Below are 24305 nucleotides of genomic sequence, written 5' to 3'. Positions count from 1 at the left end.
TATCAAAGCAGCCCCATATCCAGAGCCTCATACACAGTGCGCACGGGTATGACGGACAGATTACCGTACTTGCGAAGGTCCTTGCTGTTGGCAGCAGGTACCATGCAATGCGTGAATCCCATGCGTGCGCATTCATTCAATCGCTGATCCAGGCGGCTGACCGCCCTTATTTCGCCGGTTAGTCCTACCTCACCTATAAATACCATAAGGCCGTTGACCGGTTTCTCTCGGAAACTGGATGCAATGGCCATTATTATGCCCAGATCGGCCGCCGGTTCATCCAATTTCAAACCCCCGGCCACATTCACATATGCATCCTGATTCTGCAGCATCAGACCTGCGCGTTTCTCCAGCACCGCCATCAGCATGACCACGCGATTATAATCGATACCTGTAGCCATGCGACGAGGCATGCCGAACGCCGTCGGGCTGATCAAGGCCTGAATCTCGACCAACACCGGCCTCGTACCTTCCATGCTGCACACCACCGCCGAACCGGTGGCATCCTGTTGATGATCCGAGAGCATCACTTCAGATGGATTGGATACCTCGCGTAAGCCGGCATCATGCATTTCAAAGACCCCTATTTCGTTGGTGGAACCGAATCTGTTTTTAACAGCTCTCAACACCCTGTAAGCCTGATGCCTCTCCCCTTCAAAATACAGCACTGTATCAACCATATGCTCGAGTACCCTGGGACCGGCTATAGAACCTTCTTTGGTCACATGCCCTACTATGAAAACAGTGATACCAGTCCCTTTAGCCAGCCGCATAAGCCTTGCGGTGGCCTCGCGCACCTGGCTTACGCTGCCCGGCGCCGATGAAAGTTCCGGATCGTATACGGTCTGTATAGAATCCACAATCATTATATCGGGCATTATACTGTGTGCCTGCTGCTCTATTATATCAAGATCGGTCTGCGCATATATGAGAAGCTCCGGATCGGTTATGCCGAGGCGAAGCGACCGCAGCTTTATCTGCTGCGGCGACTCCTCTCCCGACACATAAAGCACCTTCAGCCCGGAGGCTGCCGCATAGCCGGCCATCTGCATGAGCAATGTGGATTTGCCTATGCCCGGATCTCCTCCCACCAACACCAGCGACGCTTTGACGATACCCCCGCCCAGCACGCGGTCCAATTCCTTTATGCCGCTGGTATAACGCTCATCATCGACTATCGCTATGCTATTCAGCGCCAACGGTTTCTCATCCGAAATGCCCCTGACAGGCTGCGGCGCTGTATATATTTCTTCCACCATGGTGTTCCATTGGCCGCAGCCCGGGCATTTACCCATCCATTTAGGCGATACATACCCACAGGCTTGGCAGACATAATTGCTTTTAGCCTTGGGCATGTTCTATACCCCTACGGTTACTTGTTTCTTCTTAAATACCAGGTGTCCGTTCTCCACATCGGCTATGACCGAATCGCCGGGTGCTATAGCACCTTTGAGCAATTCCTCGGATAAATTATCCTCTACCATACGCTGTATAGCCCTGCGCAACGGTCTGGCGCCATATATCGGATCAAATCCCTCTTTGGCCAGATAATCACGAGCAGCCGGAGTAACATCCATATATATGTTTTTCTCGGCCAACCTCTTGCCGACATCCTTGAGCATGAGGTCAACTATAGCCTTCAGATTTTCTTCATCCAACGGATGGAATACTATGATCTCATCGACACGGTTCAAGAACTCCGGCCTGAACGTCCGGCGCAATTCTTCCATGACGTTGTCCTTTATCTTATCATACTCCGTCTTGGATTCGTCTTGTCCGCTTGAAAATCCCAGCGACTTTTGTTTTGTTATAAGATGAGCTCCCGCGTTGGACGTCATTATTATGACGGTATTGCGGAAATCAACCGTGCGGCCTTTGCCATCGGTCAAACGCCCGTCCTCCAGTATTTGCAGTAGTATATTGAATACATCGGGATGCGCTTTTTCTATCTCATCGAACAGTACAACCGTATAAGGCTTTCTTCTTACATGCTCTGTCAATTGGCCGCCTTCTTCGTAGCCTACATACCCTGGAGGCGAACCTATAAGGCGCGATACACTGTACTTCTCCATATACTCGGACATATCTATGCGCACCATGGCATTCTCGTCTCCGAACATAGCTTCTGCTAATGCCCGAGCCAGTTCGGTCTTGCCGACTCCGGTCGGCCCGAGGAATATAAACGAACCTATAGGGCGTTTCGGATCCTTCAATCCTGCCCTGGCGCGCCTGATAGCCTTGGCTACCGCCTCTACGGCCTCATCCTGACCTATAACGCGTTGGTGCAATATTTTCTCCAGGTTAAGCAAGCGTTCGCTTTCAGCCTCGGTAAGCTGTTTGACCGGTACGCCGCTCCAACTCGATACTATCTGAGCTATATCCTCGGCGGTCACTACGGCAGCTGTCGTATTCGCACTGCTGCTCCAATTTTCTTTAAGTTTTTCTATTTCTTCTTTGAGTTTTTGTTCATCGTCGCGCAGTTTAGCAGCTTTCTCATAATCCTGATTGGCTACGGCCTCTTCCTTCTCTTTGCGTATATCCTCCAGCTTATCCTCTAATTCCTTTATGTCGTCGGGCGGCGTCACTGTCCTCAATTTGACGCGCGCAGCCGCTTCATCTATAAGATCGATGGCTTTATCCGGCAGATATCTGTCTGTAATATAGCGCATAGACAGGTCTACAGCCGCCTCCAGTGCCTCATCGGTTATCCTGACACGGTGATAGGCCTCGTACTTGTCGCGCAAGCCTTTTAATATCAACAACGCATCATCCCTAGATGGCTCTCCTACTACAACAGGCTGGAATCGGCGCTCTAGAGCCGGATCTCCCTCGACATGCTTCCTGTATTCGTCCAAAGTAGTGGCGCCTATGGCCTGCATCTCGCCTCTGGCTAAAGCAGGTTTCAATATATTCGACGCATCTATAGCCCCCTCGGCCGCGCCTGCTCCTATGACAGTATGCAGTTCATCTATGAACAGTATTATATTGCCGGCCTTTTTAACCTCGTTGAGCACATTCTTAAGGCGCTCTTCGAACTCGCCGCGGTACTTGGTTCCAGCCACCATAGCCGGCAGGTCCAACGCTACTACGCGTTTATCCTTCAGCAGCTCCGGCACATTGCCTTCGGCTATCTGCTGTGCCAACCCCTCGGCTATGGCAGTCTTGCCTACGCCGGGTTCTCCTATCAGACACGGGTTATTCTTGGTACGGCGGCTCAATATCTGTATAACCCTCTCTATTTCCTTCTCTCTGCCAATAACAGGATCCAGCTTGCCTTCTCTGGCCAATTCGGTTAAATCTCTGCCAAATTGGTCAAGGTTCGGCGTATTGGTATTCTTCTGCTGCCCCTTTTGAGGGGTTCCGCCTTCTTCTTTTAACATTTTTATCACCTCATCGCGTGCACGCTGCAGATCTATCCCAAGATCCATCAACACCCTTGCCGCTACGCCTTCGCCTTCTCTCAACAACCCCAACAGTAAATGCTCTGTGCCTATATAATTATGTCCGAGGTTGCGCGCCTCATAAAAGCTCAGCTCCATGACGCGCTTGGTCCTGGGCGTATAACCGAATCCTTCATTAAAATTAAAGTTGCCTTTTCCAACTAAATTTACTACTTCCTGGCGCACATTCTCTATATCAGCGCCCATGTTCTTCAGAACCTTGGCGGCTATGCCGTCCTCTTCCCTCAATAGGCCCAGCAACATATGCTCGGTGCCCACATAATTATGCCCTAATGCCCTTGCCTCCTCTTGCGCATATATAAGCGCTTTCTGAGCTTTCTCAGTGAAACGTCCAAAAAATGCCATAATCGCTACCTCCTTATCTTTTCGTGTATCAGTTCGGCTCTTATTATATCCCTCTCCGTCGGCTGCAATTCCCTGCCTTTATGCTTTTGCACATGAGCCGGTTGTATCATAAAAAGCAGTTGATTAAGCACCTTTAAGTCCATATCCTTCAATATACCCAATGACACGCCAAGACGCAGATTGGATATCAGTTCCAATGCCTCCTCCGTATTAAGCATGCGTGCATTGGTAAATATGCCAAGCGACCTGTATACCCTATCCTCGAGCTGCAGCCCGGCATTATCCATAAGCATCTGGCGGGCTCTCCGCTCCTTATCGATTATCTGGCGGGCTACAGCTATAATGTTGTTCACAATATCATCTTCGCTCTGACCGAGAGAAATCTGATTGGATATTTGATAAATATCGCCTTTAACCTCGCTGCCCTCGCCGTATATGCCTCTGACCGTTATACCCACGCGCCCGACGGCATGAAGCACCTCGCGTATATTGTTTGTCATCGCCAATGCCGGCAGATGCATCATGAGCGATGCCCTCATGCCTGTACCCACATTGGTAGGACATGTGGTAAGGTAACCCAATTGTTCGTCATAAGCATATGATAAGCTCTCCTCCATCAGATCATCAACCTTATCGGCCAATTCCCATGCCTCTCTTAATTGTAATCCGGCTGCGAGGCATTGTATGCGCACATGGTCTTCTTCGTTTATCATTATGCTTACGGTATTATCGTCGTTTATAAGCAGCGCTCCGCTTTTATCGTTCTTTATAAGATCCGGACTGGACAGATATTCCTCGACCAGCATCTGCCTATCCAACTGCTGCACATCCTTGATGCGTACCAGCTTGAAATGCCCGGCCAGCGCACTGCGGCTGTCGAGAATCGCTTTGCCGACATCACCGACCACCCTTTCAGCCTGCTTATCATCCATCATAGTGGGAAACGGCACATTGTCCAGATTTCGAGCCAATCTTACCCTGCTGCTTATTATTATATCACTATCCGGCCCGTTAGCGCTTATCCAATTATCCATTATCTCACCCCGTATCCTGGTTTTAATTTAATTTTCCTTCCATTTCCCTTATCTTATCTCTCAATTCGGCGGCTTTTTCGAAAGCCTCTTCTTTGACCGCTCTATCAAGTTGTTCTTTTAAACGTTCTATCTCCCTGCGCACCCGCAATTCGCTACCCGCCTTGCGCGGTACCTTGCCGATATGTTTCACGTTACCATGTATACGCCTTATGAGAGGCGTTAATTCATCTCCAAAAGCCTCGTAGCAATGGCGGCAGCCTAACATACCGGTTTGCTTAAATCGATCATATGTCATGCCGCAGGTATCACACTTAGCTGAAACATTTGTATTATACCCCATGTTTCCATTATTCCCGTTGACCCCTTCCAAGAAACTTGACAGGAGGTCATTCACTGAAAACGGTTGGAATATATCATTTAACGAAAATGTATTGAACCAGTTAATTTCCCCGCTTTGTTTGGCGCAGTCCTCGCACAGATGCAATTCGGTCTTCTGACCATTGATGACCTTCGTCAAATGTACGGTAGCCGGTTTGCTCTTACAATAATCACAATTCATACAAAACACCTCTTTTTATTAAGATGATAACAAAGCCACCAACATACTTTTCATAATGCCGGCTCTGATTTTATCCCTGTCAGCTGGATGGGCATCTATAGCTTTATCGCTTACGGCCGATCTCATCAATGCAGCTATCCTATCACTTATATCTCCATTCTCGCTTAACTGCTCGATTATATTATCGGCGCAGGTCTGGGACAAAGAATCTCCGACGGCATTGAGCAAAAGATACAATATATAATCGTCCTTTTCAACATTCATGCGCATTATCTTTATACACCCACCGCCACCGCGTCTGCTTTCTATATAATATCCTCTTTCGATGGTAAAGCGCGTAGATAAAACGTAATTTATCTGCGATGGTGCACACCTAAAACGAGCGGCCAGTTCATTGCGCTGTAATTCCAGCACCCCATCCTGGCTGGTATTTAACATATCCTTTATAAAGGCCTCTATTACATCGCTTAACCGGAGCATCGTTTCACCTCTTTTGACCTTGACTTTCTTTGACCTTTATTTATAGTATAATTCTTTATTTTAAAAATGCAATGGTTATTTTCGCTTATTATACCCGATTATATTTAATATTCTCGCTCAAGCTCTCTGAATCGCTTTATATCTCTTCAAACCTTAGCTAACTTCGGTTGTCATAACCGTTGACACAGCGCAGCACCCAATAACCGCCCTCTCTCGCAACCTTTTCACAATTACCGTAAATTTCGGCCAATTTAGCCATGGCCGACTCAGCGCCCTGCTTCCTTTGGATCACGGCATAAAATTCTCCACCGCTTTTTAAGTGCATCGCGCATTGCTCAAATATTGCATATACGACGCTTTTACCCGCCCTTATAGGTGGATTAGATACGATGATGTCAAACAGACCATCTACTTGAGCAAAACCATCGCTCTGATAAGCAATAGCATTATCTACACCATTCAGCTTTATATTTTCCTGCGCCAGCTCTACAGCTCTGCTGTTTATGTCTGCCATGACAACCTCGACGTCCGGATAGGCTTTAGCAATGGAAATACCTATGGCCCCATAACCGCAGCCCATATCGAGCACCTTGCCGGATAAACGGTCAGGCAGAGCATTCAATAAAACACCGGAACCGGTATCGACCTTTCCTTTGGAAAAAACGCCGGCATCGGTTATAAACTCGAGGGCGTATCCCTTAAAAGCGAATTTTATGCGTTTCATATCATGTCCGGAAACCGGATTTTCAGAATAATAATGCTCAGCCATTGTGCCCTCCGTAACCTGTTCCAACAGTTCTGCCGACAGAACGTATAAGCCCTTCCACGCATATGCGGCAGTCCTGCGGGTTCTCGCCGATACATATTTTACCGGGATAAAGCTGGTAAAGCTGCCGATATTCCAGAGGCGTCACATTGGGCATTATGACATTAGCTCCTGCTTTCAACGCCTTTTGCCTGCCAAAAGGATCGGATGTCCCTACCGCCGTGGTGGCCGGTATATTTATATCCGGCATGACAAGACGCAACACGGCCACCGCCTTCAGCACCATATCAAGGCAACCGCTATTGCAATTTCGCAGCGGCGTATCCGGATGCGGTATAAATGGACCTATGCCCACCATGTCCGCACCTAATTCCTCGAGCAGCAATATATCATCGGCTATATCCTCCACGGTTTGCCCGGGCAATCCAACAAGAAATCCCGAGCCCAATTCATACCCTAATGATTTTATATCTCTTAAGCATTGTATCCTGTTATCGAAGTCCATACGCGGATGCAGCTTTTTATAAAGCCCCCTGTTCGACGTTTCAAAGCGCATCAGGTATCTGTCCGCTCCAGCCTCCTTCATGCGCCTGTAATCATCATAGCTTCTTTCACCTATGCTGAGCGTTATAGCAACATCAGCCACCTCTTTTATGCCGCGGATGATATGGCACATAACGTCGCATGTGTAGTAGCTGTCCTCGCCCGATTGAAGAACTATAGTGCGATAGCCTAGCTGATAGGCTTGCGCGGCCACCTCCACGACCCCATCGGGCTCGATGCGATACCTCTCAAGAGCCTTATTCCCGCGCCTTATGCCGCAGTACATGCAATCATTCGTACAATAATTAGAAAATTCTATAAGGCCGCGCAGATGCACATCTGTACCAAGATATTGTCGTCTTGTCTCGTCGGCGGCTTTGAAGAGCAACTCTTTCTGCGCGTCATCATCTATGGAAAGCAATCTCACTATTTCATCTCTAGTCAAATCGTGGGTTCGCATGGCTTTGTCCAATATATCAATCATATGATTAACAAAAATCCTCCTTCATGCCTCAGCATTGCCTGATATAATTTTAACATGATTTGCATCGCTTATTCAATACCTTATGGTTTTACATCGGATTCTATTTCCACATTTTAATTAATATATTGTTAGCAGCATATAAAGGATGAGGTGTATATGGAACAGAACGAATCCTCTTTTGTACGCAACGCCGCCATATTAACCGTAGCCGGTTTTGCCACGCGCATACTGGGATTTATATACAGGATTATTTTGTCTAACATAATAGGTGCTCAAGGTATGGGCTTATTTCAGTTGGCTCTGCCGGTATACTTTATAGCCGCCTCATTTTTAGCCTCGGGCATACCTATAGGCGTATCCCGTATGATATCTGAACAAAAGGCCAAGGGTAATTATAAAATGCTACCCAAGATAGTGCTGGTAAGTTCTATTATAGCTGTAACAGCCGGTATAGCAATATCAGCCGTATTATTCATATATGCCGAACCCATTGCCGTGAATATACTGCACAGCCCCGGGGTTTACTATCCCATGATGGTCTACATACCGGCATTATTCATAACGGCGAATTCGGGCGTTATACGCGGCTTCTTCCAAGGCATACAAAATATAGTGCCACAAGCGATCGGGCAGATAGTGGAACAACTTGTCCGCATGGCCCTGGTATTGAGCCTCATAAGATACGCTATAGGCATAAGTATAGAATATGCCTCAAGCATATCGGTTCTCGGCATGGTAATAGGCGATGTGGCCGGTTTTATAACGCTCATGCATTTTTACGGCAAAACTCTGCATCGGTATAAAAAGAACCATCAATTCACCAATAACACCGGAGCGAACGAAAGTTCATTTCATATAGGCAAATCAATAATATCCATAGCCTTGCCTATTTCAGTCGGGCGGACATTAACGACACTGTTGCAAAGCATGGACTCGGTATTAATACCGCAGCGTCTACAGGTAGCAGGATATACGGTGGAGAAATCGCTTGAGACGTTCGGACATCTCACAGGCATGGCCATGCCGCTTTTGATGTTCCCATCCACCATAACCATGTCGCTTAGCATGACGTTATTGCCCGCCATTACCGAAGCGCAGTCGCTCGGCAAAAAAGCCATGATCAATTATAGGGCCTCCGAAAGCATAAAGCTCGCTATGATAGTATCCTTCGCCGCAGCTTCAGCCTTTATGTTCATGCCTTATCAGATAGGCCATGCACTCTATAATTCGCAGGAAGTAGGGCAATTTCTCTTATACACCTCCCCTTTATGCCTGTTTATTTATGTAGAAGGCATACTGGCAAGCATATTGAATGGCCTCGGCAAACAGAATATAACAGTAGCCAATTCGGTTTTATGCTCACTGTTGCGTATAGCATGCACATATATATTAGTAGCCATTCCATCAATTAAGATAAATGGCTACATCATGGGCTTTATAGGTACAGTCATTCTCAATACAGCATTAAATTACCAAGCGTTGCGCAGATTTACCTCAATGCCCTTCGACATATCGAATTGGTTGGTCAAACCGTCAGTTTCTTTCGTCGTCATGGGCATATGTTCATCTTTTATCTACAGAGCCATGGATAATCTGGGCACGCCGGCATTGGTATCCCTGGGCATCGCCTTGCTCATCGGCCTGGGCATATATCTGCTCTTAAACATACGCATGGGGGTACTCAGCATAGAGGAGATCAAGCGATTTACACATTTGAAACAATAAAGCAGGCCTTTTTTGCGAATTATGATTTAAGTATTCCCATAATCCTAGCTTATATTGACACATCAGAAGAACTTGTAGGATCTGAGCTACTACTGCAGTCGAGTAGGAGGCGGCCATTAGCTACCGTCCTCTCGCAGTAGCGTACATGCCCAGCTCGATATAAGGCGATTCGGTAGATAAATAAGTGAAGTTGCCTTCTTATATTAGGCGGTAGCGCGTAGAGTTACAAAAAGCAAGATCAAAAAAATCAGTCCGCATCTTGCAAAAAATCCTTCGGCGCGGTATAATAATAAACGTTGAAACCAATCTGGGTGTGGCGCAGCTTGGTAGCGCGCTTGAATGGGGTTCAAGAGGCCGGAGGTTCAAATCCTCTCACCCAGACCATAGAAAAGCTCGAGGAATACGAAATCCTCGAGCTTTTGCCTTATATAGCACGGCGAGCACCGCTCCGCAACGGCGTTACGGCTGGACCTCTATGCCATTATCGAGCAAAATTTGAGCCGTAACGCCGTTGCCTTCGATCAGCTTGCCGCTAAAGCTACCGTCATAGATAAAGCCGCAGCCGCACGAAGGGCTTTTGGCCTTTAATATAGCTTTATCGGCATTGGCCAAGCGAGCCAGTTTCAGCACTTCCTGAGCACCCTTTATAAAAGCTCCGGTTACATCCAAGCCGTCAGCATCGACTACGCGCGCCTTGCCGCTCAATACATCGCTGCCTGTGCCACCTTTTATCTCGGCCGGCCGGCGCGGTGTGGCAAGGCCGCCAAGCTGTTCCGGACATATCGGTATGGCCTTGCCCTCTTCGACCAGTTTCCTTACGCGCGGATCGGCATTATGTCCGCCGTTATATTTGCAGTTTACCCCAGCCATGCAAGCGCTGACTATATACATATTTTCTCCTTCACAATATCATCTGATTTTGCTACATTGCGCGTGGCTATCACATCTATGCCGGTACCAGCCACATTTTCTATTATGACCTGGCCTATGCTCACCGGGGCATTTACGCTGGCAGCATTTATCGCTCTAATGCAATCCCATATTGCAGCTTTGGGCACAGGGGCTGCTGTTTTGACTGAAACCAGAGGATATTCTCCGCCTATGACTTTTACGCTGCTGGTCACAACGCGCCTGGGATCGAGGCATTCCTCCGCACCATAGGATTTGCCTTTGCCACAAGCATTGCCTTTAACCTGTATTACGCTGTCACCGTCCACTGTAACCTCAAGGTTGCACCCTTGCGGGCATAGTATACACGTTATATTTCTTGTCGTCAATTAGCTTCACCTGCCACTTCTACCACTATGTCTGATATATCGCCCTGTTTGCCCAAAAAAGATTTTTTCAGTTTTATATGCTGCATTTCACCCGGCACCATTATCTTCTTTTTTATATTGAAGAGTATGCTTTTATCGGTCGATACGCGCAGCACAGCGCCCTCGTATACATTATCGACGCGGAAATAAAGCGTCACGGCATCGTCCACTCGCGTCAGATTTATTGCATTGGGAACGATATACCTCACGCCCGGACCGGCTTTGACCTTTATACCGGCTTTGCTCTCATCGAACATGCCCAAATCATACATAGCCGCCGCTTTGCCGGCTATAGCGCTCTCAGTACTCACGTTATCCACCAGGTCGTTTACATGCACGACATTGCCGCATGCAAATATACCAGGTATGCTGGTCTGCATCGATTCATCCACCACAGGTCCGCCGGTAATAGGATTCAGCTGAATACCAGCCGAACGCGAAAGCTCATTTTCCGGTATAAGGCCAACCGATAGCAACAGGGTATCGCATGGCACATATTCTTCGCTGCCGGCTATAGGCTTGCGGTTTTGGTCTACCGCAGCTATGATAACACCTTCTATACGTTCCTTGCCATGTATCTCCGTTACGGTATGATTCATGCGAAGCGGTATGCCGAAATCGTCGAGGCACTGTACTATATTACGTTTAAGCCCGCTGGAATACGGCATTATCTCGCATACCATCTTCACATCAGCACCTTCCAGCGTCAGGCGCCGCGCCATGATAAGGCCTATATCGCCCGATCCAAGTACAACTATTTGATTACCTGGCATAAAGCCCTCCATATTGACAAACCGTTGCGCCGTGCCAGCTGTAAATATGCCTGCCGGCCTGGTGCCAGGTATATTCAACGCCCCTCTGCTGCGTTCCCGACAACCCATCGCCAGTACAACAGCTCCGGCTTTAATAGTCTGTAATCCATCCCTATTATTGACAACTGTTATCATCCTGTCAGGGGTAATATCCAGCACCATAGTATCCAGCATGCTATGCACGCCCCACTGGCGCGCCATATCTATAAAACGCTGGGCATATTCAGGGCCGGTCAATTCTTCCTCGAATATGTGAAGGCCAAAACCATTGTGTATACACTGTTGCAGTATACCGCCCAGCCTCTTATCGCGCTCTATAATGCATACATCTTCGGCGCCGGCCTGCCGCGCCGCCACAGCCGCAGCCAGCCCTGCCGGGCCTCCGCCTATCACCACAACATCATGTTCTATCATCGTACGCATCCCCTTTTTGCACCACGCCAGTCAATACAATCGATCGGCCGCCTTTTTTCGTTATACCATCCACAGGTATACCCTTCTGCTTTGAAATTATCTCCATTACTCTAGGCGTACAGAATCCGCTCTGGCAACGCCCCATGCCGGCCCTTGCTCGTCTTTTTATGGCATCTAACGTTACAGCCGGTATAGGTCGGTTTACAGCTTCTATTATCTCCCCTTCGGTCACCGTTTCACATCGGCATATTACCCTGCCGAAAGCCGGATCCATTGCTATAAGCCGCCTGCGCTCATCCTCATTCATCTCTCTGAAACGCGGTATACCTTTCCTTATAGGATTATAATCGGCTTTCGCATCAATAATCAAACCTGCTTGATGTAAAAACTCGGTTACCATAAGCGCTATGGCAGGCGCCGATGTAAGTCCAGGCGAACATATGCCGCCTACGATTATAAAGCGGCTGTCCACATCGGATGGTTTTATTACAAAATCATCGCCCGATACCGCTCTCAATCCGGCAAATGAAGTTATGACATCGCGCTCGGACACCGCTGGTACCGACTTGCGCGCAGTATCCATTATCTCCTGCAATCCCTCGGCTGTGGTGGCCATATCTTCTTTATCGTTGACATCGTGAGCATTGGGACCCACTAATATATTTCCGTCTACGGTAGGTGTTACCAGTACACCCTTGCCCATAGCTGTTGGCGGCTGGAATATGACGTGCTTGGCCAAATATCCTTTTGCCTTGTCCAATATGCAGTATTCGCCTTTGCGCGGTGTTATCTTGAATGAATTATCGCCTATCATAGAGGCTATATCGTCGGCATATACGCCGGCAGCATCTATCACATAGCGAGCGCGTATAGTATGCTCGGTCGTCACTACTTCAAAGCTATCGCTGTCGCGCATGATACTCTGCACGGTCTGTCCGAGCCTTATATCGGCACCGTTTATCACCGCATTCTCGGCCGCGGCTATGGTCAGCTCATAAGGGCATACCACACCGGCGGTAGGCGCATATAGCGCGGCTATGGCATCGCCTGAGATATGATGCTCCATAGTATGCAGCTCGTCCTTATATATTATGCGCAGTTCCGGTACCCCGTTGGTCCGCCCCTGCTCCATCAGCTTATACAGCTCGCCCATATCATCATCGTTAAAGGCCAGCAGCAATGATCCTACTCGCTTAAAAGGCACGTCCAGCTCGGTGCACCACTGTTCCATAAGTTCGTTGCCCTTTACATTAAGGCGGGCCTGAAGCGTACCCGGCTTGGCATCATAGCCGGCATGGACTATAGCGCTGTTACCTTTGGACGTACCTGATGCAACATCCCATTCCTTGTCCAGAAGGCATATAGACAGCTCATAGCGCGATAACTCCCTCGCTATGCAGCTACCGACCACGCCGGCACCTATTATAACTACATCATACATAACAATTCCTCCATAATACAAAACCGTGCCAAAAGGATATAACTATCCTCTTGACACGGTTCTCATTTTCTCCACCGCGTTATTATATAATTATTATATACCTACAGCAATGATTTTTCAAGCTTCCCACAACGTTTCGTCGGACGTAGATACTGCCATCGCTCCGGCATTCAACGCCGCCATTATATCGTCCTTGGTACGTATGAGGCCACCGGCTATTATCGGGCACAACAGATGCATGTGGCAATATGCTATTTCCCTTGGCAACGTGCCGGGCAGTATCTCCACCGCATCGGGGCCGGTTTGCCCAATGCCCGCTATGCCTCTGTCCAATGACATGGAGTCCAGCAAAAATATTCGCTGTATTATGAGCAAACCTGAATCTTTAGCATATCTGGCTAAATTATTATGCGTGGTTATGATGCCATCTGGCTTTATATAATCCGCCATATATTGTACCGCAGCTTGATCTCTCCCCAGTCCATCTATAAGGTCAAGATGTACAAAGACCATTTTATCGGCATCTTTTATACTTTTCACGGTATCCGCCAGCACACATATATTGCCGTGCAACAAAAAAATAACTCTAACCGAGGCCCTAAGCGCTGCTTCTAATCGATCTTTGTTTCTTACGGCAGCGATAATAGGGTCGATGGCCAATATTTGCGATATATCCATATTGCAAAACCTTTCATATTGTTCACCCTATTATTATACACCCGCTGCCACGAACAGAAAACAATTATAGATTTTTGCTCAGCATTATGTTTACTTTACCGTAAAATACGTTATTTATGGTATTAAGCAACTCCAGGTTGTTCATATACTCCACGTTATGCAATACTATCTTGCTGGGCGCCATAGTTATAAGCGAGCTTATAAGTATGTCGTCGCCGCTTATATTCCTATCGGTTACTTCGCGGGCCATTTCTTCCATCATATCATGATTGTCTATCAGATGCATATCGGCATCCATGAGCTTATAGCTGTTATCCGGTTCCACCACCACATGTATCTCATCTATCTTCGGTTCCTGCACTTCTACGAAATATCGAAGCAATTTTACAAATTCGTTGTACTCCCGTTCCATCATTATATCCTCAACAGCGCTGTCTACAGCGTCTATCAAACGCACGATCTCATCTTTAAAGCGGAATTTTATAAATCCATCTATCAGTATCTCATTATTATATTCCATATAATCGCGTACTTTTGCAGTTATAATATCGTGCATAGATGAAGATGCCACCATATCTTCGAACTTAATCTTATTAACGGCCGCTACCCATATCTCATCGCGGTCGCTCTGATCAAAATACGCGTATTCGCGCTCTATTATCTGCTTTAATAAGCAATCGATCATATAGTGCCATATGGCATCGCCTATAATGCCGACCATTTCTTCTTTATTTATATTATACTTATAAAGGATGTGAGTACCTGATTCTTCACATCCCAGTAGAGCATAATCTTTATTCCTTTCCATTGATGCTTTCATACATAAATCCAGCATTGACTTTATCGGAGAATTTTCATCCTCTATACCGATAGAAATTACTTCCACCGCAATCACTTCCCTTCGAACAATAGTATGATAACAATACTATCGGGCTATACTACCGTCTTATTCCATTTATACTGTTTCAATGGAATTAGGCTTCCTAAATCCCAAATATAGCCATTGTCTAAGTTATATATTTCAATTTCTCTTTCGCTCAAAAAATTCTTTATTTTGTTGTAATCCGGATGCGTGGATACATCTCCGGCAAATGCCATGACCGATTTTGATATAAGCCCGCCGCTACCACCTATAAAGCCATAGTTCATACCTGGCAGGCTTACATGGCCATGCTCCAGGAGCAGTACATCTATGCCGTTTCATGCGTCATACTATCGGTATACTTAAAATTATGCATGGCATTATTGCCAATTCTAGCTATATTATATGCTATGTCTTTTGGATAGTTGCCGCATAATGCAGCCTTTCCGTATAATATATTGAAATCTTCATCTTTTAGCTGCGCTACGACATCCGGGCTTATATTCGGCGCTACCACTACGGTATCGCCCTGTATAGGATATAACATCATATCTGGATGATAAGCGATAGCAGGCAATAATTGGGGTAACGGTTGGGTTTTTATTATACGTATGCCTTTTTGCTTTAGATTATATTCCATGACCTTGTTTATACGGCCATCCACCAGCATGAGCGTGACATTTCCATCGGGCAAAAAAGGAATCGATAAGAAAGTTTCTTCCGGCATAAATCAAACCTCTGCGCTGATATAACAAAAAGGCGGGGCAATATATCCCGCCTTTTTGGTTCTTTGGAGGCGACGCCCGGATTCGAACCGAGGAATAGAGGTTTTGCAGACCTCCGCCTTACCTCTTGGCTACGTCGCCGTATAAAATTGCGCCGGCTCATTATACAGCCGGCCTCATATGTTGTGGAGCGGAAGACGGGATTCGAACCCGCGACATTTGCCTTGGCAAGGCAACGCTCTACCACTGAGCCACTCCCGCATATCAGATTTCTATATATGGTGCCTCGGGGCGGAATCGAACCACCGACACGGGGATTTTCAGTCCCCTGCTCTACCGACTGAGCTACCGAGGCATAAAATAATGGCGACCCAGAAGGGGCTCGAACCCTCGACCTCTAGCGTGACAGGCTAGCGCTCTAAACCGACTGAGCTACTGGGCCGCGTTATGGTGGGCACAACAGGGCTCGAACCTGTGACCCCTTGCGTGTAAAGCAAGTGCTCTTCCAGCTGAGCTATGCGCCCACTCGCGATTGCCTCATCGGCGACGATTATAAGTATACAATATCGCAACGGTTATGTCAATAGTTGCATTAAAGATTTTTTAAGCAACAATAAGAGATTGTTTCAAAGCTTTTGATATGGTATCATGTAATCGGTAGGTGATTGAAATTAAAAACATATTCTTCTATGAAACCGACATAGGACGAATCAATATAGCAGATAATGGCGCTGCCATAGTTGCCGTTTCTTTCGGCAACATAGACATCGCAAATCATGGCGATTTGAGCGAAACACCGCTGATAAAGGAAGCAGCCCGACAGATAGAGCAGTACCTCAAAAAAGAGCGCTGCTCTTTTGAGCTGCCGCTGGCACCGAAAGGCACTATTTTCCAGCAAAAGGTATGGGCCGCGCTTCAAACCATACCCTATGGCAAAACGCGAAGCTATAAGCAGGTGGCCGAGGCAATTGGACAGCCAAAAGCCTTCCGCGCAGTAGGAATGGCCTGCAATAAAAACCCTATCGCCATAATCATCCCCTGCCACCGCGTGATCGGCTCAAACGGCAGCCTTACAGGCTATGCTGGCGGAGTAGAGTTAAAGTCACGGCTTCTGCAGTTGGAAAGAAATTAATTATCTCATTGGGTTTATTGGTTTGCCGTTCTTCCTCACTTCAAAATGGACGTGCGGACCAGTGCTTCTACCAGTGCTGCCTACATAAGCTATTAGCTGTCCTTTAGCCACTGCTTGTCCGACTTTTACGGCAATGCGGCTGGCGTGCGCATAGTATGTAACCATACCGTTGCCATGGTCTATCTTTACTAAATTGCCGTAATTGCCATTCCAGCCGGCAAATATAACCTTGCCGTTATCGGCCGCATGTATAGGCGAGCCATATGGTGCCGCTATATCCACGCCCGCATGGAATTCCTTGCCTCTATAACCAAATCGCGATGTTATACGCCCACGCGCGGGCAGCCCTATATTGCCTGTTCCTATAATAGACGGCAACGGTTTGGTTCCTTTTGCTATTACTTGATCCCTCTTATTTTTTACAACATTATCTGATATTATCGTTCGTTTTTGCTCTACGCCGTTGATTTTTATAACATCAGCCACTATTTCCCGTTGCCCGTTTGAACCCTCTGTTAAAACTTTGGACTGGTTCTTATAAAGCTTGCCATCCTCTTTATAAACGGTCTCATAAGGTATGTCTTCGGTGTATTCTATCCGTTCCACCGTTTCAACATTTATGATCTCCTTCGGTACTGTAAGATTTATTTTATCCCCTATCTGCAAGTCGTCGAGCGATGTGATATCAGGATTGGCTTTCTGTATGTCGTCCAATGACAACTTGTAGCGCTTGGCGATAGCCCATATGGTGTCACCGTCTTTCACCTCATATACTTTTTTGCCTTCATCGCCGTCTTTAATCCTTTTATATACATCATCAGCGTTCTCTATATCGCTATATTCTACCAGTTTTTCCACTAATTGTACATCGTCGGCTATGCGCACTTCCTTAATATTTGGATTATCTTTGGCTTTATCTATATATGGCTGCTTTATTCTGTCCAATACCGTCTGGGCCTCAGATTCATCTTTTACAACAGCTATCTGCTGGCCATTGACAAGTATGGCCGTAGCCTTAACCTTAAAATGCATACCATCTTTTATAACATTCAGAATGGCATCGTTATTTTCTATCAAAGCCGGTTTAACGGCAGTCGGTGAAAATACGATATCGTCCACCGACACAACGTCCATCTTATAATAATCCTCTATTTGGCGCTCCATATCCTCTATAGCCTGTTGTAAAGGTTCTTCAGATGCTACTACGCCTATACTTTCCCCCTTAAACAGCACTTCCACGGCAGCTATAGGGGTATTGGCTATTTTGTACGCCTCAGCTTTATTATATGCAAACATACTGCCATAGCAAAGAGCAGCCAATAATCCTACCGAGATAAGCTTCTTGTATGGAGGCTTTTGGAGCCGCCATGCTTCCAAAGACTTTCCAATAGCAATGATTTTAGATTTAACAACGATTATCGCTTTTTTATATTTTATGTACAAAGTTTGGTTATATTTTTTTAATTGTTCATATGTATCCGATATTTTTTTACGTAATTTATCCCATATATTTCTGCTGATGAGAAAATCTGCACCGCTCTTGAACCATACCCTCATAGAGCGCCAGTATCCCCTCCATCTTTCAGTATTCATAGCTTATTTTATATTACCCCTTTCAAATATTACAAAACTATTGCGTTATATTACAATATTATTAATTCGCCATAAATTTAAAAAATCCTTCTTTTCATCAAAATTTATTATTGTATATAATGTAAACGCTAACTTACCAAAATATACATTTGATCATCGCCTTGAGGCATAAGCCATTCCTCGAAGAAATCATCCAGTTCCATTTTACTTATTTTTTTGCTTATTTCGATAAAATCTTGAGTAGTTGCAATAGTGAAAGCGCGTTCCTTATAGTATTCTTTCAGTATATTGTCAAACGCATCATTGCCCACCTTCTGGCGTAAAGCATCCAGCATCATAGCCCCTTTGCCATAAACCAGAATATCATACACATACTCGTTTTCAAACTCATATACCGGGCGCAATATGGCTTCATTCGTCTCCCCCTGAGAGATATATTGATCCAGCGTATTATATTTGGCTTTTACCATATTGTTTAAAACATTGTCTTTCACCTCCTGCCCATACTTTTTTTCAAAATACATTATGGTTGAATATTCCGCTAATGCTTCATCCAGCCATGGCTCGTTGACCTCGTCGTTACCTACCACGCTATACCACCATTGATGCGCTGTTTCATGGACAACCACATATTCCAATATATCGCGCGTCATAGATGTATAAAGGCTTTGATCTATCATGACCAAGTTAGGATACTCCATGCCCCCAATGAAAAAATCCGCCTGTACCACTGAAAATTGCCCATACGGATAAAGGCCAAAAGTATCATTAAATATTGACAAGGCATCGGATGCATACTCAAGCGCTTTTTGACCGGATTGGCGCGAGAAATGATATGAACTCACCATCGTATCGCCTATCTGCTTTTGTAAAACGCTGAAGTCATCGCTGGCCACCCACGCAAAATCTCGCACAGCTTTAGCTGATACAGTCCAGCGCTGTTTATCGCCCTGTTTGTCAGTACCCGTTATCGCTCCTGTAGAGGCTATCGTAAACGATGAAGGTGCTGTTATAGTAACGTCATAATCGGCCATATCGCTGTAAAACGGATCACCTATGGCATAGTAAGGGTCGGTATGCCATCCGCCTTTATCATACACAGCCAATATAGGATACCAGTTGGTTATATTAAACGTATAATCTCCATATCCAAAACGGCCGACGCTATTAGGAAGGATAATATCGTATTCCATATCTATCTGAAGCTTTCCCCCGCTTTGGAGTGAAGACGGTAATATCAATTTCATAGCGGTATTATCCTGGCCAGTTACTTCAAAAGAAACCGGCTTACCGTCTATATTTACCGATTTTATATCTATACCGCCTGCGGAAAAGCCATTCGGATAGGCCATGGCCATATCCTGATTTTCAAACGGTGCCGTACCTTGAGACCTGTAAGCATTGGGATACAGATGAAAGTATAATTCCCTTAAAGCCGTATTTTCTTTGTTAGTATATATCACTGTTTGTACAGCGTGCAGTTTATGATTTTGGGCATCAAGGCTCACATCTATCGTGTAATGATCCAAGCCTTCTGTCCGTTCTGAAACAGCAGACGGTAAAAGCGGTGTTACATCATTATAATGCGGGCCTTGAGCCACATGCGTATGCCATGCGTCCCATGCCGCAATGCCAAGTATAGCCACAACAGTTATGAGCAACAAGATTTTTATGGTCTTCTGAGTTATGTAATATACTCTCATCATTTCCCCTCTTTCTCTTATAGTTACCGCTCTATTATATATAATAGTACATTGCATAGATTATTCGCATTTTAAATGCAGTCCCCCAAAGGCAATGTTATGGTAAAGGATGTGTACTCCCCTTCTCGGCTTTCGGCCGTTATATCGCCTCCATGAGCTTTGAGCACATCCTTGCAGAAAGCCAAACCTATGCCCGATCCGGAGGCCTTCGTGGTAAAAAACGGCTTAAACAGATTCTCTTTATTTTCATCGGATATGCCGCAGCCATCATCCCTTATTATAATTTTTACGCTGTCATTGTGTCGCAACGATTTAATCCATATATGTCCTACATCGCCTTCTATTGCCTGTATAGAGTTCTCCAGCAGATTTAAAAATACCTGCTCTATAGCGTCCATGTCACCGTTTATGTAAATTTCTTGGCCATCTAGCTCGGTTATAACCTCTATTCCCTTTAATTGAACCTTAGGTAACATAAATTCAACAACCTTATTGAGCACATCATTTATGTTAAAATCGCTGAATTTGAACTTAATATATTTGGTGAGGCGCCTGAAGTCCTGCATCATGCGGTTTACACGTGCCATTTCTTCGAGCATTTTATTGGCCCTCTCATCGTCCACCAGCTTGTCCAATTGCAATAGCTGTATGTAAGCGCCGAGCGTGGAAATAGAATTCCTCACTTCATGTGAAAGCACCGAGGCGTTGCTTTGAACATTGTCCTCCGCTCGCTCCGAGGCCGCCAGTCTATTTCTCAGCAACAGCAATTCCTTATCATCCGCCCAATGCCTTGTAATCATATCGGCCATCATAATCATAAGCGCCATTATAGCCGGATCGCCGTCATTAAGCATCAATATAATGGCCAACGCCCCTATTATATTGCGATCGATATCTAATAGCGGCACAGCAAAGCTTGCTTTATCTTTCATCACCTCCCAGTCATGTTCCTCGCCGATAACCATCGTGGGCATTTCTTCTTTCAAGCACGTCCCTATCGCATTAACGCCTATGTAATCTTCACCCCATATCATTCCTTCCTGAACTGATATATCTATGCCATATGCGCGATGGTTCAATGTTATACCATATTCATCGCAAAATATTATGGAATACGGCTTGCTCATAAACAAAAACTCAATATAATCCAAATATATCGATATAAAATCCAAAAAACGGACTTTTTCTTTCTTTATAGCGGTTATTTCCTTTGCAGATAGGACTCTAGTACCTTTTAATTCATGAGGGTGCAATTCCTTTTTTACGCCACGCTGCCAAGACTTCTGTATGGCGGTCCATAGCAACCGCATATTATCCACAATTGATGCATTAACCTGCTGGTTCATCTCCTTGCCCCCTATCAACCGCATTAACATAAACCCGGTTTGGATCATCGATCCTCTCCGGGCCGACTATATAAAAAGCCTTAATCAATAAATATTTTGGCGCACTATGGTTTGCTGGCGCTTAGGGCCAACGGCTATCATCGATACTTTAACACCGCATAAATGCTCTATGAGCTCTACATATCTGCGAGCATTAACGGGCAGGTCCTCATACCTTTTTATATCGGATATGTCCTCTTCCCATCCATCCACTTCCTGATATACCGGCATGCATTCAGCCAGTTCTTCCAGAGACGCAGGAAATTCTTTTATCATGCTGCCGCTTTTATCATAACCCACGCATACTTTTATCTTATCAAAGCCGCCTAAGGTGTCCAGTTTGGTTAAAGCCAACGATGTCAGACCATTAACCCTCACGGCGTAACGGGCTATCACGGCATCGAACCATCCGCAACGTCTCGGGCGACCTGTCGTAGTACCATATTCGTTGCCTTTTTCTCTCAAAACATCCCCTATGCTGTCATTTAACTCTGTAGGAAACGGACCTTTGCCCACCCTCGTGGTATATGCCTTAATCACGCCTAAAACGCTGTCTATGACAGTGGGGCCTATCCCGGCACCCACGCATACCCCACCCGATATCGGATGAGATGATGTTACATATGGATATGTTCCCATATCTATATCGAGCAATGTACCTTGGGCACCTTCAAACAATATATTTTTATCGGATTTTATAAGATCGTATAATATAGCCGATGTATCCGCCACATGCGGTTTCAGCCGCTCCACATAGGATAAATATTCATCGAGCACCTTATCATAATCAACGGGCTGTTCGTTGTATACCCTTTCGATCAGAAGATTAGCCTCTTCCATGGCTATTTTCAGCTTATCTGCAAATACCCTTTCATCCATCATATCGCATACACGCAAACCTCTCCGCGCTATCTTATCTGTATAACAAGGCCCGATGCCCTTAAGGGTAGTGCCTATATCATCATCGCCGCGGCTTTTTTCCGATAACGAATCCAGCAATTTATGATACGGAAATACAACATGTGCCCTATCGCTAATCAGGAGATTATCCAGCGATATGCCACGCGCCGCCAAGTAATCCATCTCTTCCAAAAGGGCTGCCGGATCTATAACCAGACCATTGCCTATTATACATATTTTATCGCTGTACATGATACCCGACGGCACCAGATGCAGTTTAAATTGTCCGGCATCGGTCTCCACGGTATGGCCTGCATTATTCCCTCCCTGATAGCGGACTACCACATCGGAACGAGCAGCTATATAATCGGTTATTTTACCTTTGCCCTCATCGCCCCACTGAGCACCTATTATCACCATACATGCCATATTCTCATCATACTCCTCTATAAACTTTTTAAGCCCATCTTATCAAGGATGGCTCTTGCCACTATGACGCCCGATGCCGATGCCTGTGCCAGGCCGCGCGTAACACCTGCACCGTCGCCTGCCGCAAACAGATTTTCCACTTTAGTTTCAAGATGCCGGCTTAACTCCGCTCTGGCCGAATAAAATTTTACCTCCACGCCGTACATCAATGTATGTTTCGAATATACGCCGGGCGCAATCTTATCCAAGGCCTGCAGCATCTCTATTATATCCATTAAATGCCTATACGGTAGCACCAAGCTCAGGTCACCGGGTGTGGCATCTTTTAATGTAGGTTCCACAAGGCCTTTTTTTATCCTATCGGGGGTAGAACGCCTACCGTCAAGTAAATCCCCTAATCTTTGAACAAGCACACCTTCGCCAAGCATATTGGCTAGAGATGCTATATATTTACCGTACTCGATGGGCGCATTAAACGGCTCTGTGAAATCCTTGCTTACCAATAAGGCGAAGTTGGTATTGTCGGTACTCTTATCAGCATAGCTGTGGCCGTTTACCGTCCGTATGCCGTCGTTGTTCTCCACCACCACCTCGCCGTATGGATTCATACAAAACGTCCTGACCTTATCGTCGAACGACCTGCTATAATATAATAGCTTAGACTCATACACGGCATCGGTCAATTCTTTCATTACGACGGCCGGAACTTCTACGCGCACACCTATATCCACTGCATTATTTGCGGTCTTAAGCCTCAACCTCCTGGTCTGCTTTTGGAACCATTCGGCGCCCTCTCTGCCCGGACCCGCTATGACGTAATCCGCATAATACACATCGCCATTCTCAGTCTTAACGCCGATGGCACGCCCGCGTTCGGTCAATATATCCTTTACCGAGGTCAACGTCAATATATCCACGCACTCCCGCAAATACTCCTCTATATTTTTGAGAATCTGAAAGCAACGGTCGGTGCCTAGATGTTTTATGACGGCTGGTATGAATTTCAAGTCGGCTGCGGCCGCGCGGCGTTTTATATCCTCTATCTTATCTTCAACCAAAGAATGCGCTTCTTTGGGAGCCCCAAACTTCACATATATCTCATCGACATACCGTATGAGAGCCTCCAATTCCTGCTCAGATATATATTCATTCAGCATGCCGCCGAATTCAGTAGTGAGCGTAAGTTTGCCATCGCTGAAAGCACCCGCCCCGCCCCATCCACTTACTATGGAACAGGGACGGCATTGGGCACACTGCACACTTTTATTGCCGCTGGGACACTGCCTATCGGCTATGGGTTTGCCTTTTTCCAACATAAGCACCCTAATGCCGGGCCTATGCCTTACAAGCTCTATAGCAGCGAATATGCCGGCTGGACCGGCACCTATTATGATAACATCATATCTGTTATCCATGTCTTTTATCCCCTTTCTTTAAGGCACGAAGTATAATACGTTCGGGGATAATGCACAAAATTATCCTTGTATATAATATCATCTCGATGTGTTTTCGTCAATC

22 protein-coding genes and 6 tRNA genes are annotated in these 24305 nt (G+C 46.0%); 3 read left to right on the top strand and 25 right to left on the bottom strand.

What is annotated here, in order from left to right:
• Positions 1-2: 2 nt before the first annotated feature.
• The 7 genes from radA to hydE all read right to left on the bottom strand — a co-directional run bounded on the left by radA (position 3) and on the right by hydE (position 7672).
• A complete protein-coding gene (gene radA / locus JG770_RS04695; protein WP_291955866.1) occupies positions 3-1355 on the bottom strand; it encodes a DNA repair protein RadA in 1353 nt (450 codons plus the stop codon).
• 3 nt (positions 1356-1358) lie between these two features.
• Positions 1359-3806 (bottom strand): ATP-dependent Clp protease ATP-binding subunit, encoded by a 2448-nt coding sequence (locus JG770_RS04690; protein ID WP_291955864.1) that lies wholly within the window; start codon positions 3804-3806, stop codon positions 1359-1361.
• 5 nt (positions 3807-3811) lie between these two features.
• Positions 3812-4840 (bottom strand): protein arginine kinase, encoded by a 1029-nt coding sequence (locus tag JG770_RS04685; RefSeq protein ID WP_291955861.1) that lies wholly within the window; start codon positions 4838-4840, stop codon positions 3812-3814.
• A 22-nt stretch (positions 4841-4862) separates the two neighbouring features.
• A complete protein-coding gene (locus JG770_RS04680) occupies positions 4863-5399 on the bottom strand; it encodes a UvrB/UvrC motif-containing protein (protein ID WP_291955859.1) in 537 nt (178 codons plus the stop codon).
• An 18-nt stretch (positions 5400-5417) separates the two neighbouring features.
• Positions 5418-5879 carry a CtsR family transcriptional regulator gene (locus JG770_RS04675; RefSeq protein ID WP_291955856.1) on the bottom strand — a complete coding sequence of 154 codons (462 nt, stop codon included), beginning with the start codon at positions 5877-5879 and terminating at the stop codon, positions 5418-5420.
• 157 nt (positions 5880-6036) lie between these two features.
• Positions 6037-6648 (bottom strand): class I SAM-dependent methyltransferase, encoded by a 612-nt coding sequence (locus tag JG770_RS04670; protein WP_291955852.1) that lies wholly within the window; start codon positions 6646-6648, stop codon positions 6037-6039.
• On the bottom strand, positions 6641-7672 hold the full coding sequence (gene hydE / locus JG770_RS04665) for a [FeFe] hydrogenase H-cluster radical SAM maturase HydE (RefSeq protein WP_291955850.1): 1032 nt from the start codon (positions 7670-7672) through the stop codon (positions 6641-6643). Before hydE ends, JG770_RS04670 begins: the two co-directional genes overlap by 8 nt.
• Positions 7673-7828: 156 nt before the next feature.
• Here hydE and spoVB point away from each other — a divergent pair, with 156 nt between their 5' ends.
• Positions 7829-9397: a stage V sporulation protein B gene (gene spoVB / locus JG770_RS04660; protein ID WP_291955847.1), complete on the top strand. Its 1569-nt coding sequence runs from the start codon at positions 7829-7831 to the stop codon at positions 9395-9397.
• A 307-nt stretch (positions 9398-9704) separates the two neighbouring features.
• Positions 9705-9781, top strand: a tRNA-Pro gene (locus JG770_RS04655).
• Between the two features lie 75 nt (positions 9782-9856).
• On the opposite strand, the gene JG770_RS04650 is transcribed toward JG770_RS04655, so the two are convergent.
• The 13 genes from JG770_RS04650 to JG770_RS04590 form a co-directional block, all read right to left on the bottom strand.
• A complete protein-coding gene (locus JG770_RS04650; protein ID WP_291955844.1) occupies positions 9857-10288 on the bottom strand; it encodes a DUF523 domain-containing protein in 432 nt (143 codons plus the stop codon).
• Positions 10279-10674: a DUF1667 domain-containing protein gene (locus tag JG770_RS04645; protein ID WP_291955841.1), complete on the bottom strand. Its 396-nt coding sequence runs from the start codon at positions 10672-10674 to the stop codon at positions 10279-10281. Before JG770_RS04645 ends, JG770_RS04650 begins: the two co-directional genes overlap by 10 nt.
• Positions 10671-11939, bottom strand: coding sequence for an FAD-dependent oxidoreductase (locus JG770_RS04640; protein ID WP_291955839.1), 1269 nt, complete (start codon positions 11937-11939; stop codon positions 10671-10673). Before JG770_RS04640 ends, JG770_RS04645 begins: the two co-directional genes overlap by 4 nt.
• On the bottom strand, positions 11926-13380 hold the full coding sequence (locus JG770_RS04635; RefSeq protein WP_291955837.1) for an NAD(P)/FAD-dependent oxidoreductase: 1455 nt from the start codon (positions 13378-13380) through the stop codon (positions 11926-11928). The genes JG770_RS04640 and JG770_RS04635 overlap by 14 nt, the downstream gene beginning before the upstream one ends.
• A 117-nt stretch (positions 13381-13497) precedes the next feature.
• Positions 13498-14058, bottom strand: coding sequence for a glycerol-3-phosphate responsive antiterminator (locus JG770_RS04630; protein ID WP_291955834.1), 561 nt, complete (start codon positions 14056-14058; stop codon positions 13498-13500).
• 64 nt (positions 14059-14122) lie between these two features.
• Entirely contained in the window at positions 14123-14944 is an 822-nt protein-coding gene (locus JG770_RS04625) for a putative sporulation protein YtxC (protein ID WP_291955832.1), read from the bottom strand.
• Between the two features lie 47 nt (positions 14945-14991).
• Positions 14992-15207, bottom strand: a complete 216-nt coding sequence (locus tag JG770_RS04620; protein ID WP_291955830.1) for a DUF6873 family GME fold protein — start codon at positions 15205-15207, stop codon at positions 14992-14994.
• Between the two features lie 41 nt (positions 15208-15248).
• Positions 15249-15647: a DUF6873 family GME fold protein gene (locus tag JG770_RS04615; protein ID WP_291955827.1), complete on the bottom strand. Its 399-nt coding sequence runs from the start codon at positions 15645-15647 to the stop codon at positions 15249-15251.
• A 64-nt stretch (positions 15648-15711) separates the two neighbouring features.
• Positions 15712-15786, bottom strand: a tRNA-Cys gene (locus JG770_RS04610).
• Between the two features lie 45 nt (positions 15787-15831).
• Positions 15832-15906 (bottom strand) — tRNA-Gly (locus JG770_RS04605).
• 18 nt (positions 15907-15924) lie between these two features.
• Positions 15925-16000, bottom strand: a tRNA-Phe gene (locus JG770_RS04600).
• A gap of 9 nt (positions 16001-16009) precedes the next feature.
• Positions 16010-16087: transfer RNA gene (locus JG770_RS04595), tRNA-Asp, on the bottom strand.
• Positions 16088-16093: 6 nt separating this feature from the next.
• Positions 16094-16169: transfer RNA gene (locus tag JG770_RS04590), tRNA-Val, on the bottom strand.
• A gap of 146 nt (positions 16170-16315) precedes the next feature.
• Between JG770_RS04590 and JG770_RS04585 the strand changes: the two genes are divergently transcribed.
• Positions 16316-16777 (top strand): methylated-DNA--[protein]-cysteine S-methyltransferase, encoded by a 462-nt coding sequence (locus tag JG770_RS04585; RefSeq protein ID WP_363320921.1) that lies wholly within the window; start codon positions 16316-16318, stop codon positions 16775-16777.
• On the opposite strand, the gene JG770_RS04580 is transcribed toward JG770_RS04585, so the two are convergent.
• From JG770_RS04580 to JG770_RS04560, 5 genes are all read right to left on the bottom strand, one after another.
• Positions 16778-18334, bottom strand: coding sequence for a M23 family metallopeptidase (locus JG770_RS04580; protein ID WP_291955822.1), 1557 nt, complete (start codon positions 18332-18334; stop codon positions 16778-16780).
• 164 nt (positions 18335-18498) lie between these two features.
• The gene (locus JG770_RS04575) at positions 18499-20076 is read right to left on the bottom strand and encodes a M1 family metallopeptidase (RefSeq protein ID WP_291955819.1); all 1578 of its coding nucleotides are present in this window, start codon (positions 20074-20076) and stop codon (positions 18499-18501) included.
• A gap of 68 nt (positions 20077-20144) precedes the next feature.
• Entirely contained in the window at positions 20145-21419 is a 1275-nt protein-coding gene (locus JG770_RS04570; protein WP_291955817.1) for an ATP-binding protein, read from the bottom strand.
• 84 nt (positions 21420-21503) lie between these two features.
• Positions 21504-22787 carry an adenylosuccinate synthase gene (locus JG770_RS04565; RefSeq protein WP_291955815.1) on the bottom strand — a complete coding sequence of 428 codons (1284 nt, stop codon included), beginning with the start codon at positions 22785-22787 and terminating at the stop codon, positions 21504-21506.
• Positions 22788-22804: 17 nt separating this feature from the next.
• Positions 22805-24202: an NAD(P)/FAD-dependent oxidoreductase gene (locus tag JG770_RS04560; protein WP_291955812.1), complete on the bottom strand. Its 1398-nt coding sequence runs from the start codon at positions 24200-24202 to the stop codon at positions 22805-22807.
• Positions 24203-24305 lie beyond the last annotated feature (103 nt).

The organism is Mahella sp., from assembly GCF_020054945.1.
Classification (GTDB): Bacteria; Bacillota; Clostridia; order Mahellales; family Mahellaceae; genus Mahella.
Note: the sequence above shows the minus strand (reverse complement) of the source record. Positions and strands in the feature narration are given on the sequence as shown.